Raw genomic sequence first — 13294 nt, forward strand, 5'->3', positions numbered from 1 at the left:
CCCTGAAAACACAAAGGCCACCCGAAGGTGGCCTTTGTCGATCAGACAATGATCAGCAAGCGATGCTTACTTTTTCATTTCCCAACCGGTCAGCTCAGCCAGGGCTTTGCCGATGTCTGCCAGCGAACGCACGGTTTTGACACCCGCGTCTTGCAGTGCAGCGAATTTCTCGTCTGCAGTACCTTTGCCGCCGGAGATGATCGCGCCAGCATGGCCCATGCGCTTGCCCGGAGGAGCAGTCACACCAGCGATGTAGGAAACGACTGGCTTGGTCACGTTTGCTTTGATGTAGGCAGCGGCTTCTTCTTCAGCCGAACCACCGATCTCACCGATCATGACGATCGCTTCGGTCTGTGGGTCGTTCTGGAACAACTTCAGGATGTCGATGAAGTTGGAGCCAGGGATCGGGTCACCACCGATGCCAACGCAGGTGGACTGACCGAAACCGGCGTCAGTGGTCTGCTTCACAGCTTCGTAAGTCAGGGTGCCGGAACGCGACACGATACCGACTTTGCCTGGCAAGTGAATGTGACCTGGCATGATGCCGATCTTGCACTCGCCCGGAGTGATCACGCCTGGGCAGTTCGGGCCGATCAGGGTAACACCCAGTTCGTCGCACTTGACCTTGGCATCCAGCATGTCGAGGGTAGGAATACCTTCGGTGATGCAGATGATCAGCTTGATGCCGCCGAAAGCAGCTTCCAGGATCGAATCTTTGCAGAAAGGAGCCGGAACGTAGATCACGCTGGCGGTAGCGCCAGTTTGCTCCACTGCTTCACGAACGGTGTTGAACACCGGCAGGTTCAGGTGAGTGGTGCCACCTTTGCCTGGGGTCACGCCGCCAACCATTTTGGTGCCGTAGGCAATGGCTTGTTCGGAGTGGAAAGTACCTTGAGAGCCGGTGAAGCCCTGGCAGATAACTTTGGTGTCTTTATTGATCAGGACGCTCATTATTTGCCCTCCGCAGCTTTGACGACTTGTTGAGCAGCGTCGGTCAAGCTGGTAGCAGCGATGATGTTCAAGCCGCTTTCTGCCAGTACTTTAGCGCCCAGGTCAGCGTTGTTACCTTCAAGGCGAACAACGACCGGGATTTTCACGCCGACTTCTTTCACCGCGCCAATGATGCCTTCGGCAATCATGTCGCAGCGAACGATGCCGCCGAAGATGTTGACCAGTACTGCGGCGACGTTGCTGTCGGACAGGATGATCTTGAAGGCTTCGGTCACGCGCTCTTTGGTAGCGCCACCACCTACGTCGAGGAAGTTGGCTGGCTTGCCGCCGTGCAGGTTGACGATGTCCATGGTACCCATGGCCAGGCCGGCACCGTTGACCATGCAGCCGATGTTGCCTTCCAGTGCCACGTAGTTCAGTTCGAACTTGGCAGCGTGGGCTTCACGTGGGTCATCTTGCGATGGGTCGTGGAAAGCCTTCAGCTTAGGCTGACGGTACATGGCGTTGGCGTCGATGTTGATCTTGGCGTCCAGGCAGTGCAGATCGCCGTCAGCCTTGATCACCAGCGGGTTCACTTCCAGCAGGGCCAGGTCGTGGTCCTGGAACAGCTTGGCCAGACCGACGAAGATCTTGGCGAACTGAGTGACCTGCTTGCCCTCCAGACCCAGCTGGAATGCCAGATCGCGACCCTGGAATGGCTGAGCGCCAACCAGTGGATCGATCGTGGCCTTGAGAATCTTCTCAGGAGTTTCGTGAGCGATTTTCTCGATGTCCACGCCACCTTCGGTGGAGGCCATGAACACGATACGACGGCTCGAACGGTCCACTACAGCGCCCAGGTACAGCTCTTTGGCGATGTCAGTGCAGGATTCAACCAGGATCTTGGTGACTGGCTGGCCGTTGGCATCAGTCTGGTAAGTGACCAGACGCTTGCCCAACCACTGTTGGGCGAACGCAGCTGCGTCTTCCTTGCTGCGAACCAGCTTGACGCCGCCCGCTTTACCGCGACCACCTGCGTGAACCTGGGCTTTGACGACCCATTCGGTTCCGCCGATCTTGTCGCACGCTTCTGCTGCTGCTTCCGGGGTGTCTACTGCAAAGCCCTTGGATACTGGCAGGCCGTATTCAGCAAACAGCTGCTTACCCTGATACTCGTGAAGATTCATGCTTATTACCGTCTTCGTTAGGTACTGCGCATTCGGTGCTGCTCGTCTAAGCGTGCCGCACCACCTGTGACCGCTTCTCCCGGAAGGGCCCGGACCTGCACATCAGTGCCGATCGGAACACACCGGGAGTTCGAGTCCAACGGACCTTCCGCGGTAAGCCTTGCGAGCAAGGCCTACGACGGGCGGTCCGTCGTGGTTTTTTTCTTAGCGTTTTTTCTTGTTCTGGATGTGGATGGCGTGGCCATTCACAGCCAAAGCAGCTTCGTGCAGCGCTTCGGACAACGTCGGGTGGGAGAAGACCATCATGCCGATGTCTTCGGCACTGGTGCCGAACTCCATACCGATCGCGCCCTGCTGTACCAGTTCTGCTGCGCCTGGACCGATGACGTGTACACCCAGTACACGGTCGGTCTTGGCGTCAGCGATGACTTTGACGAAACCGCCAGTGTCGTTCGCCGCCATCGCACGGCCGCTCGCCGCGAACGGGAAGCTGCCGACGTTAACCTCAACGCCTTCGGCCTTCAAGGTCTGCTCGGTTTTACCGACCCATGCGATTTCCGGGTGCGTGTAGATAACCGACGGGATCAGGTCGTAGTTCATCTGGGTTTTGTGGCCCTTGATGCGCTCAACAACCATGATGCCTTCTTCCGACGCTTTGTGTGCCAGCATCAGACCACGGACCACGTCGCCGATCGCGTAAACACCAGGAACGCTGGTTTCGCACTGATCGTTGACGAAGATGAAGCCGCGCTCGTCGATATCGACACCGCTGTCGGACGCCAGCAGATCGGTGGTCACCGGACGACGGCCTACTGCAACGATCAAGCGGTCGAACGTGATGTTCTGCTCACCGTCTTTATCGGTGTAGTTGACGATCACTTCGTTGCCGTTGACTTTCGAACCGGTAACGCGAGCGCCCAGCTTGATGTCCAGACCCTGCTTGGTGAAGGTCTTCTGTGCTTCCTTGGAAACGGCTTCGTCAGCGGCAGGCAGGAACTTCTCCAGCGCTTCCAGAACGGTGACCTTGGAACCCAAGCGCGACCATACCGAACCCAGTTCCAGGCCGATAACGCCCGCACCGATCACACCCAGACGCTCAGGCACTGCCTGGAATTCCAGGGCACCAGTGGAGTCGACGATGACGTTCTGATCGACCGGAGCCGGTGGAATGTCGATCGGACGCGAGCCGGAAGCCAGGATGATGTTGTCGGCTTCGATGACTTCGGTGGTGCCGTCAGGCTTGGTCAGCTCGACTTTCTTGCCGGCCAGCAGCTTGCCGTGGCCTTGCAGGGAAGTAACGCCGTTGGCTTTGAACAGGCTGGCAACGCCGCCGGTCAGGCCTTTGACGATCTGCGACTTGCGGCCAACCATGGCCGGGACGTCCATCTGCACGTCGCCGGAGATGGAAATGCCGTGCACGTTGAACTGGTTCTTGGCTTCGTAGAATTTCCACGAGCTGTCCAGCAGCGCCTTGGAAGGAATGCAGCCTACGTTCAGGCAGGTACCGCCGAGAGCGAGCTTGCCCTCTTTATCCTGATACTTCTCGATGCAGGCAGTCTTGAGACCAAGTTGCGCGGCCTTGATGGCGGCAACATAACCGCCAGGGCCTGCGCCAATCACTACCACGTCGAATTTCTGGGACATAAAAAAGAGTTCCTCTTTAGCTGCGAGCTTCAAGCCACAAGCTGCAAGCTGATCCGTGATGCTCTACAGACGAGTTGCAGCCTGTTCATTAGGATGTTGCGACGACCCAAGCACGAACGCCAGGCTGCATTTTTTGCAGCTTGGCGCTTGTGGCTTGCAGCTGCCTTGAATCAGATATCCAGCAACAGACGAGCTGGATCTTCCAGCAGGTTCTTGATGGTCACCAGGAACGTCACAGCTTCTTTACCGTCGATCAAGCGGTGATCGTAGGACAGCGCCAGATACATCATCGGGCGGATAACAACCTGACCGTTGATCGCCATAGGACGCTGCAGAATATTGTGCATGCCCAGGATGGCCGCTTGCGGCGGGTTAACGATCGGGGTCGACATCATCGAACCGAAAGTACCACCGTTGGTGATGGTGAAGGTACCGCCAGTCATCTCGTCGATGGACAGTTTGCCATCGCGGGCTTTTTTGCCGAAGGTGGCAATGCCGCCTTCGATTTCGGCCAGGCTCATGTGTTCGGCGTTGCGCAGAACCGGAACCACCAGACCACGGTCGCTGGAGACGGCAACGCCGACGTCAGCATAACCGTGGTAGACGATGTCAGTGCCGTCGATCGACGCGTTGACAGCCGGGAAACGCTTCAGCGCTTCGGTAGCGGCCTTGACGAAGAACGACATGAAGCCCAGGCGTACGCCGTTGTGGGACTTCTCGAACAGGTCCTTGTACTTCGAACGCAGCGCCATGACTTCGGTCATGTCGACTTCGTTGAAGGTTGTCAGCATTGCCATGTTCGACTGTGCTTCGACCAGACGCTTGGCAACGGTGGCACGTACACGTGTCATCGGTACACGCTTCTCGGTGCGGTCGCCAGCGGCGAACACAGGAGCAGCAGGTGCAGCGGCAGCAGGCTTGGCAGCCGGCGCAGCGGCCGGAGCCGATTTCTTCGCTTCAATGGCAGCAACGACATCTTCTTTGGTGACGCGACCGTCTTTGCCGGTGCCTTTGATGCTGGCCAGTGCAATGCCATTTTCTTCAGCCAGCTTGCGCGCAGCCGGAGCGCCGATGGCGTCTTCGTCGCCAGCGGCGGCAGGAGCCGGCGCGGCAGCAGCGGCAGGTGCAGCAGCCGGGGCCGCAGCGGCAGCAGGCGCGGCCGAAGCAGTGGCGCCAGCGTCCAGGGTTGCGATCAGTTCGTTGGACAGGACGGTGTCGCCCTCGCCTTTCACGATCGACGCCAGTACGCCGTCAGCTTCAGCCAGTACCTCGAGAACCACCTTGTCGGTTTCGATGTCGACCAGCAGTTCGTCGCGTTTTACCGCTTCGCCCGGCTGTTTGTGCCACTTGGAAATGGTGCCGTCGGCAACGGATTCCGGGAAAGAGGGGGCTTTGATCTCAATAGCCATTGTCTGTAATTCCTTAATTCGGTTTCTAGTGCGCGAAGGCGTTAAACAGTGAACGCGTCTTTCAGCAGTTTTTCCTGCTGTTCGGCGTGCATCGAAGCGTAACCACAAGCAGGTGCAGCAGACGCATCACGGCCGGCGTACTCGAGAACGAGATTGCGGTTGTGATTGCCGATGCTACGGCGCAGGTGATGCTGGCTGCTGTACCAGGCGCCCTGGTTCATCGGCTCTTCCTGACACCAGACCACATGGGTCAGGTTGGTATAGGACGCAATGGCGTCCATCAGGTCGTCTTCCGGGAACGGGTAGAGCTGCTCGATACGCACGATGGCAATATCTTCGCGGCCTTCGGCACGGCGTTTTTCCAGCAGGTCGTAGTACACCTTGCCGCTGCACATAACCAGGCGGGTCACTTTCGCGGCATCGAGCGTGTCGATTTCCGGAATGACGGTCTGGAACGAGCCTTCGGCCAGATCTTCCAGCGTCGACACTGCCAGTTTGTGACGCAGCAGCGACTTCGGCGTCAGCACGACCAGCGGCTTGCGCAGCGGACGGATCACCTGACGACGCAACAGATGGTAGATCTGTGCCGGAGTGGTCGGCACGCACACCTGAATGTTGTGCTCGGCGCACAGCTGCAGGTAACGCTCAAGACGCGCGGAGGAGTGCTCAGGCCCCTGACCTTCGTAGCCATGTGGCAGCAGCATGGTCAGACCGCACAGACGGCCCCACTTGTGCTCGCCGCTGGTGATGAACTGGTCGATCACGACCTGCGCACCGTTGGCGAAGTCACCGAACTGGGCTTCCCAGATCACCAGCGCATTTGGCGAGGTGGTGGAGTAGCCGTATTCGAACGCCAGAACCGCTTCTTCCGACAGGAACGAGTCGTACAGGTCAAAGCGTGGCTGACCGGCATACAGGTTCTGCAACGGGATGTAAGTGGCTGCGTCTTTCTGGTTATGCAGCACGGCGTGACGGTGCGAGAACGTACCGCGACCGACGTCCTGGCCTGTGATACGCACCGGGTGACCTTCGAACGCCAGTGTGGCGTAGGCCATGGTCTCTGCGTAACCCCAGTTGATCGGCAGACCACCGGCTTGCATCTTCTGACGGTCTTCGTAGATCTTCTGGACCTGACGCTGCACCACGAAACCTTCTGGCAGTTCCATCAGCTTGGCCGACAATTCCTGCAGGGTCTTGAGGTCGAAACGGGTGTCGTGACGTGCCGTCCAGGCGTGGCCCAGATACGGACGCCAGTCGACGAACAGTTCCTTGTTAGGCTCTTTGACCAGGCTCTTCACAACGTGCATGCCGTTGTCCAGGGCGTTGCGGTACTCGTCCACTTTGGTCTGAGCCGCTTCAGCGCTGAGGATGTTGCCGGTAGCCAGTGCATCAGCGTAAAGCTCACGCGTCGTGCGCTGTTTGGCAATCTGCTGGTACATCAATGGCTGAGTGCCACTTGGCTCGTCGGCTTCGTTGTGACCGCGACGGCGGTAGCAGACCAGGTCAATGACCACGTCACGCTTGAACTGCATGCGGTAATCGATGGCCAGTTGGGTCACGAACAACACCGCTTCAGGGTCATCGCCATTTACATGGAGAATCGGCGCCTGAATCATCTTGGCAACGTCGGTCGCGTACTCGGTAGAGCGCGAGTCTTCCTGGTTGCTGATGGTGAAGCCAACCTGGTTGTTGATCACGATGTGAATCGTGCCGCCGGTCTTGAAGCCGCGGGTCTGCGACATCTGGAAGGTTTCCAGTACCACACCCTGACCTGCGAAGGCAGCGTCACCGTGGATGGAAATCGGCAGGACTTTTTCGCCCGTGGTGTCGTTGCGACGATCCTGACGAGCGCGCACAGAACCCTCGACCACCGGAGAAACGATCTCCAGGTGAGACGGGTTGAAGGCCATCGCCAGGTGGACTTCGCCACCGGTGGTCATGACGTTGGACGAGAAGCCCTGGTGGTATTTCACGTCACCGGAACCCAGCTCGACCTTCTTCTTGCCTTCGAATTCGTCGAACAGCTCGCGCGGATTCTTGCCGAAGGTGTTGACCAGGACGTTCAGGCGACCACGGTGGGCCATGCCGATCACGATTTCCTTGGTGCCGTAGGAACCGGAACGCTGGATCAGTTCGTCCAGCATCGGGATCAGGCTTTCACCACCTTCCAGACCGAAGCGCTTGGTGCCCGGGTATTTGGTACCCAGGTACTTTTCCAGACCCTCGGCCGCGGTGACGCGCTCGAGCAGATGGCTCTGAATGTCGGCGGAGTAAGCTGGACGGCCACGCACGCTTTCGAGGCGCTGCATGAACCAGTTGCGCTGGGTCGAATCCACGATGTGCGTGAACTCGGCGCCGATGGTGCGGCAATATGTCTTCTGCAACGCCTCTACGATTTCGCGTAGGCTCGCCTCCTCCTTGCCGATGAACAGGTCGCCGGCACGGAATGTGGTATCGAGGTCAGCGTTGGTCAAACCGTAATGGTTGATCGACAGGTCAGCTGGCGCAGTACGCTTCCACAGACCCAGAGGATCGAGTTGCGAACCCTGATGGCCGCGCATACGGAATGCCTGGATCAGTCGCAATACTTCAACTTGCTTCTTCTCATGCTCGCTGCTCACGCTACCGGCGGAGACCGGTTGAGCGCGGCGCTGGTTTTTTCCCAGCAACACGAAATGATCGCGAACCGTCGAGTGCGATACATCGGTGGCAGTGCTGTCGTCAGCCGGCAGCGTCTGAAAGTAGGTGCGCCATTCTTCTGGCACAGCGTTAGGGTCGTGCAGGTAGAGCTCATAGAGCTCTTCCACATAGGCAGCGTTACCACCGGAAAGGTGGGCACTGTTCCACATGCGCTGCATCACGCTTTCTTGCATGCTTGGTCACCCTCGGTTAGGGGACACCATCGGCGTCGACACCGTTGCCAACCTGAAAAGTCCGTGCAGCGACCGTATCGAGTCGCCGACTGCACCAAGTCGCTAGGAATCGCGCAGATAGTCCGGGTACCAGCCCGGATGCCCCTGCTGGTTCTCATTTCATCAAATAAGAGCTGCAGCCTTTGAAACTGCTGCTCAGGTTAAAACTACGGCGCCGGTTTCAGCCTGCGCCGTAGCGTTTACGGGTACAACATTTACAAACTTACAGATGCTTCGATGCTGCCACGAACTCAGACACCGCTCTTGAGAAGCATGCTGCGAACATGACCGATAGCCTTGGTAGGGTTCAGGCCTTTCGGGCAGACGTTCACGCAGTTCATGATGCCGCGGCAACGGAACACACTGAACGGGTCGTCCAGGGAAGCCAGACGCTCCTGAGTCTTGGTGTCACGGCTGTCAGCCAGGAAACGATAGGCTTGCAGCAGTGCAGCTGGACCCAGGAACTTGTCAGGGTTCCACCAGAACGACGGGCAGGAGGTCGAGCAGCAAGCGCACAGAATGCACTCGTACAGGCCGTCCAGCTTCTCACGCTCTTCTGGCGACTGCAGACGCTCGATGGCCGGAGCCGGCGTGTCGTTCTGCAGGAAGGGTTTCACCTTCTCGTATTGCTTGTAGAAGATGCTCATGTCGACGACCAGGTCACGAATGACCGGCAAACCAGGCAATGGACGCACCACCAGCTTGTTGCCCTTCACCACGGAAGACAGCGGCGTGATGCACGCCAGGCCGTTCTTGCCGTTGATGTTCATGCCGTCGGAGCCGCAGACACCTTCGCGGCAGGAGCGACGATAAGAGAAGCCTTCGTCCTGCTCTTTGATCAGCGCCAGCACGTCCAGGACCATCAGGTCCTTGCCACCGGTATCCACGTCGAAGACCTGGGTCTTGGGCGCCGAATCGGTGTCAGGGTTGTAGCGATAAACTTCGACTTTCAACATAGCGGCCACCCTTAGTAAGTCCGAATTTTCGGTTCAAACGCCGGTACGGTTTTCGGCGCAAAGTTGACTGCACGTTTGGCAACCCGCTTCTCGCCCGGGTAGTACAGGGTATGGCACAGCCAGTTTTCGTCGTCGCGATCTTCGAAGTCTTCACGGGCGTGAGCGCCGCGGGACTCTTTGCGCACTTCAGCAGCCACTGCGGTTGCTTCGGCAACTTCCAGCAGGTTCTGCAACTCGAGCGCTTCGATACGCGCAGTGTTGAAGGCCTGGGACTTGTCATTGATCTTGACGTTGGCAATACGGGCCCGCAGATCAGCCAGTTGAGCAATACCCTTCTGCATGTATTCGCCGGTGCGGAACACACCGAAGTAATTCTGCATGCAGTTCTGCAGTTCACGGCGCAGCGTGGCGACGTCTTCGCCTTCGGTACGCTCGTTGAGCGCGTTCAGACGGCCCAACGCGACATCAATGTCGGTGTCGCTGGCGTCGGCGTATTCGATACCGTCGGACAGCGCTTTTTCCAGGTGCAGACCAGCAGCACGACCGAACACGACCAGGTCGAGCAGCGAGTTACCGCCCAGACGGTTGGCGCCGTGAACGGATACGCACGCCACTTCACCGACCGCAAACAGACCAGGAATCACGCGATCCTTGCCTTCGGCATCCATGGTCATGGCCTGACCGTGAATATTGGTGGCAACGCCGCCCATCATGTAGTGACAGGTCGGAACAACCGGGATCGGCGCAACCGCCGGATCGACGTGAGCGAACGTCTTGGACAGCTCCATGATCCCAGGCAGACGGCTGTGCAGCACTTCCTCGCCAAGGTGATCGAGCTTGAGCATGACGTGGTCGCCATTCGGGCCACAGCCGTTACCGGCGATGATTTCCTTGACCATGGAACGCGCAACGACGTCACGACCTGCGAGGTCTTTGGCGTTTGGAGCATAGCGCTCCATGAAACGCTCGCCATGCTTGTTGATCAGGTAACCACCTTCACCACGGCAACCTTCGGTGACCAGTACACCTGCGCCGGCAATGCCAGTCGGGTGGAACTGCCACATTTCGATGTCCTGAACAGGAACACCGGCACGCAACGCCATGCCGATACCGTCACCGGTGTTGATCAGGGCGTTGGTGGTGGACGCGTAGATACGACCCGCACCACCGGTGGCCAGTACAGTGGCCTTGGCCTTGATGTACATGGTTTCGCCGGTTTCGATGCAAATAGCGATCACACCCACGAACGCGCCATCCTGGTTCTTGACCAGGTCAACGGCGTAGTACTCGTTCAGGAAGGTAGTGCCCGCTTTCAGGTTGCCCTGATAAAGGGTGTGCAACAGTGCGTGACCGGTACGGTCGGACGCGGCACAGGTACGTGCAGCCTGACCGCCTTTGCCGAAGTCTTTGGACTGACCACCGAACGGACGCTGGTAGATTCGACCGGTTTCGGTGCGCGAGAACGGCAGACCCATGTGGTCCAGTTCGAAGACCGCAGCCGGACCTTCCTGACACATGTACTCGATAGCGTCCTGGTCGCCGATGTAGTCGGAACCCTTGACGGTATCGTACATGTGCCAGCGCCAGTCATCGTTCGGATCGGCCGACGCGATGGCGCAGGTGATGCCGCCCTGGGCGGAAACGGTGTGCGAGCGGGTCGGAAAGACCTTGGTGACTACAGCGGTCTTGTGGCCGCCCTCAGCCAGCTGCAGCGCAGCGCGCATGCCTGCACCGCCGCCGCCAATGATGATGGCGTCGAACGAGATGGTATTAATTTTAGCCATGAATCAGATACCCCAAAGAATCTGCACACCCCAGACGAAGTACGCGAACATCGCAATGCCGCACACCGCCTGGAACAGGAAACGCACCGCTGTCGCGGACTCACCGAAACTCATGGGAGTCAGGTAGTCGGTCGCGATGGTCCACATGCCGACCCAGGCGTGAGCCGCCAGGGCAACAAGGGCGAGCAGACTGAAGATGCGCATTGCGTTATGGGAGAACAGAGCGTGCCACGTGGCGTAGTCGATGCCAGGGTGCGCGATCAGGTATCCGATCAGGAAAATGAAATAAGCCGCGAGCACTACGGCGGAGACGCGTTGCGCCATCCAGTCATAGAGGCCCGAACGAGACAGGTTCGTAACGCTGGTTACCATATCCAAACTCCCGCCAGAACGATCAGCGCCAGAGAAACGACGATGACGATTTTCGAGCCCAGCTTCCCGCCTTCCAGCGTTTCACCGACTCCCGCATCCATGACCAGGTGACGAACACCGGCCACCAGGTGATACAGCAGGGAAGACAGAAGCCCCCATGCGATGAACTTGGCCAGCGGACTGGTCAAGGTCGACTTCACGTTGGCAAAGCCTTCTTCAGAACCCAGCGACGCGCTCAGTGCGTAGAGCATGAAAGCGAGGCCGATGAAGAGGATGATGCCGGAGATACGGTGAAGGATCGACGTGATCGCGGTAATGGGGAGTTTGATGGTCCTTAGGTCTAGGTTTACAGGTCGTTGGCTTTTCACGGCTTTTTTTCACACTGAAGAGCCCCTAGGAATCAGGGCAAGTTGTTGGGAAGTGCACTGGTCAGGTACCCACTACCCAGGAAGTGCGACCCCCAGAAAAACAGGTCTCAGAGCCCCTGGCGGTCGGGCACCGAGTATAGACAGTTAGCCAACTAATGACAACGCGCAGACCCTCCCCTAATGGCTGATTGCTTTAGGGGAATAAAAGGCGTAAATGGCAGGGAAATTCGAGGAAAACCTCGGCTTAAAGCCTTCTGCCACAAGACTTTTGGCAAATTGACTTTAGAATTTATCTCACTATAGTGATGCGGGCCCTGCGTGGGGGGCCTGTCTGATGATTTGAAGCATAAATAGGAGGCCACATGGCTGACAAAAAAGCGCAGTTGATCATCGAGGGCGCAGCCCCCGTCGAGCTGCCCATTCTGACCGGCACCGTTGGTCCCGATGTAATCGATGTACGCGGCCTGACCGCCACCGGACGCTTCACATTCGACCCAGGCTTCATGTCGACCGCCTCATGCGAATCCAAGATCACCTACATCGACGGTGACAACGGCATTTTGCTGCACCGTGGCTACCCGATCGAGCAACTGGCCGAACAGTCGGATTATCTGGAAACCTGCTACCTGCTGCTGAACGGCGAACTGCCGACTGCCGAGCAGAAAGCCCAATTCGTTGTCACCGTGAAGAACCACACCATGGTGCACGAGCAACTGAAGACGTTCTTCAACGGCTTCCGTCGCGACGCTCACCCCATGGCCGTCATGTGCGGCGTAGTGGGCGCTCTTTCCGCGTTCTACCACGACTCGCTGGACATCAATAACCCGCAGCACCGCGAAATCTCGGCGATCCGTCTGGTTGCCAAGATGCCGACGCTGGCAGCGATGGTCTACAAGTACTCCATGGGCCAACCCATGATGTACCCGCGCAACGACCTGAGCTACGCGGAAAACTTCCTGCACATGATGTTCAACACGCCGTGCGAGATCAAACCAATCAGCCCGACGCTGGCCAAGGCAATGGATCGGATCTTCATCCTCCACGCCGACCACGAACAGAACGCATCGACCTCCACCGTCCGCATGGCCGGCTCCTCGGGTGCCAACCCGTTTGCCTGTATCGCGGCCGGTATTGCCGCACTGTGGGGCCCTGCTCACGGCGGCGCCAACGAAGCCGTGCTGACCATGCTGGACGAAATTGGCGATGTGTCGAACATCGACAAATTCATCGCCAAGGCCAAGGACAAGAACGATCCGTTCAAACTCATGGGCTTTGGTCACCGCGTCTACAAGAACCGCGACCCACGCGCCACCGTCATGAAGCAGACGTGTGATGAGGTCCTGCGCGAGCTGGGCATCACCAACGATCCGCAGCTGGAACTGGCCATGCGCCTCGAAGAGATCGCACTGACCGATCCGTACTTCATCGAGCGCTCGCTGTACCCGAACGTCGACTTCTACTCGGGCATTATCCTGAAGGCAATCGGCATTCCTACCAGCATGTTCACCGTGATCTTCGCCCTGGCACGCACCGTCGGCTGGATCTCGCACTGGAAAGAAATGCTGTCCAGCCCGTACAAGATCGGCCGTCCACGCCAGTTGTACACCGGTGAAGTTTCTCGAGACATCGTTCCACTCGCAGAACGCAAGTAAGCGCTTCGCGAACCGGTCACTCCGGAAACAAGAAAGGCTGCCACTGGCAGCCTTTTTCGTTTTGGGGAAAACTGTACCGG

The 13294-nt window shown here is 58.3% G+C and carries 10 protein-coding genes; 1 reads left to right on the forward strand and 9 read right to left on the reverse strand.

Annotated elements, in window-relative coordinates:
- Nucleotides 1-66: 66 nt before the first annotated feature.
- From sucD to sdhC, 9 genes are all read right to left on the reverse strand, one after another.
- Complete coding sequence (sucD, locus tag BLS87_RS15730; protein WP_074753406.1) at nucleotides 67-951, reverse strand: succinate--CoA ligase subunit alpha; 885 nt, start codon at nucleotides 949-951, stop codon at nucleotides 67-69.
- The gene (sucC, locus tag BLS87_RS15735) at nucleotides 951-2117 is read right to left on the reverse strand and encodes an ADP-forming succinate--CoA ligase subunit beta (RefSeq protein WP_074753407.1); all 1167 of its coding nucleotides are present in this window, start codon (nucleotides 2115-2117) and stop codon (nucleotides 951-953) included. The genes sucD and sucC overlap by 1 nt, the downstream gene beginning before the upstream one ends.
- Nucleotides 2118-2321: 204 nt before the next feature.
- Nucleotides 2322-3761, reverse strand: a complete 1440-nt coding sequence (lpdA, locus tag BLS87_RS15740) for a dihydrolipoyl dehydrogenase (protein ID WP_074753408.1) — start codon at nucleotides 3759-3761, stop codon at nucleotides 2322-2324.
- A 170-nt stretch (nucleotides 3762-3931) separates the two neighbouring features.
- The gene (odhB, locus tag BLS87_RS15745; protein WP_074753409.1) at nucleotides 3932-5170 is read right to left on the reverse strand and encodes a 2-oxoglutarate dehydrogenase complex dihydrolipoyllysine-residue succinyltransferase; all 1239 of its coding nucleotides are present in this window, start codon (nucleotides 5168-5170) and stop codon (nucleotides 3932-3934) included.
- Nucleotides 5171-5211: 41 nt separating this feature from the next.
- Nucleotides 5212-8043, reverse strand: coding sequence for a 2-oxoglutarate dehydrogenase E1 component (locus BLS87_RS15750; RefSeq protein WP_074753410.1), 2832 nt, complete (start codon nucleotides 8041-8043; stop codon nucleotides 5212-5214).
- Nucleotides 8044-8333: 290 nt separating this feature from the next.
- Nucleotides 8334-9038 carry a succinate dehydrogenase iron-sulfur subunit gene (locus tag BLS87_RS15755; protein WP_074753411.1) on the reverse strand — a complete coding sequence of 235 codons (705 nt, stop codon included), beginning with the start codon at nucleotides 9036-9038 and terminating at the stop codon, nucleotides 8334-8336.
- 11 nt (nucleotides 9039-9049) lie between these two features.
- A complete protein-coding gene (gene sdhA / locus BLS87_RS15760) occupies nucleotides 9050-10822 on the reverse strand; it encodes a succinate dehydrogenase flavoprotein subunit (RefSeq protein WP_074753412.1) in 1773 nt (590 codons plus the stop codon).
- A gap of 3 nt (nucleotides 10823-10825) precedes the next feature.
- A complete protein-coding gene (gene sdhD / locus BLS87_RS15765; protein WP_074753413.1) occupies nucleotides 10826-11194 on the reverse strand; it encodes a succinate dehydrogenase, hydrophobic membrane anchor protein in 369 nt (122 codons plus the stop codon).
- Nucleotides 11188-11562 (reverse strand): succinate dehydrogenase, cytochrome b556 subunit, encoded by a 375-nt coding sequence (gene sdhC / locus BLS87_RS15770; protein WP_074753414.1) that lies wholly within the window; start codon nucleotides 11560-11562, stop codon nucleotides 11188-11190. Before sdhC ends, sdhD begins: the two co-directional genes overlap by 7 nt.
- Nucleotides 11563-11924: 362 nt before the next feature.
- Here sdhC and gltA point away from each other — a divergent pair, with 362 nt between their 5' ends.
- Nucleotides 11925-13214, forward strand: coding sequence for a citrate synthase (gene gltA, locus BLS87_RS15775; RefSeq protein WP_062381071.1), 1290 nt, complete (start codon nucleotides 11925-11927; stop codon nucleotides 13212-13214).
- The last annotated feature ends 80 nt before the right edge of the window (nucleotides 13215-13294 follow it).

It is taken from the genome of Pseudomonas abietaniphila (assembly GCF_900100795.1).
Taxonomy (GTDB): Bacteria; Pseudomonadota; Gammaproteobacteria; order Pseudomonadales; family Pseudomonadaceae; genus Aquipseudomonas; species Aquipseudomonas abietaniphila.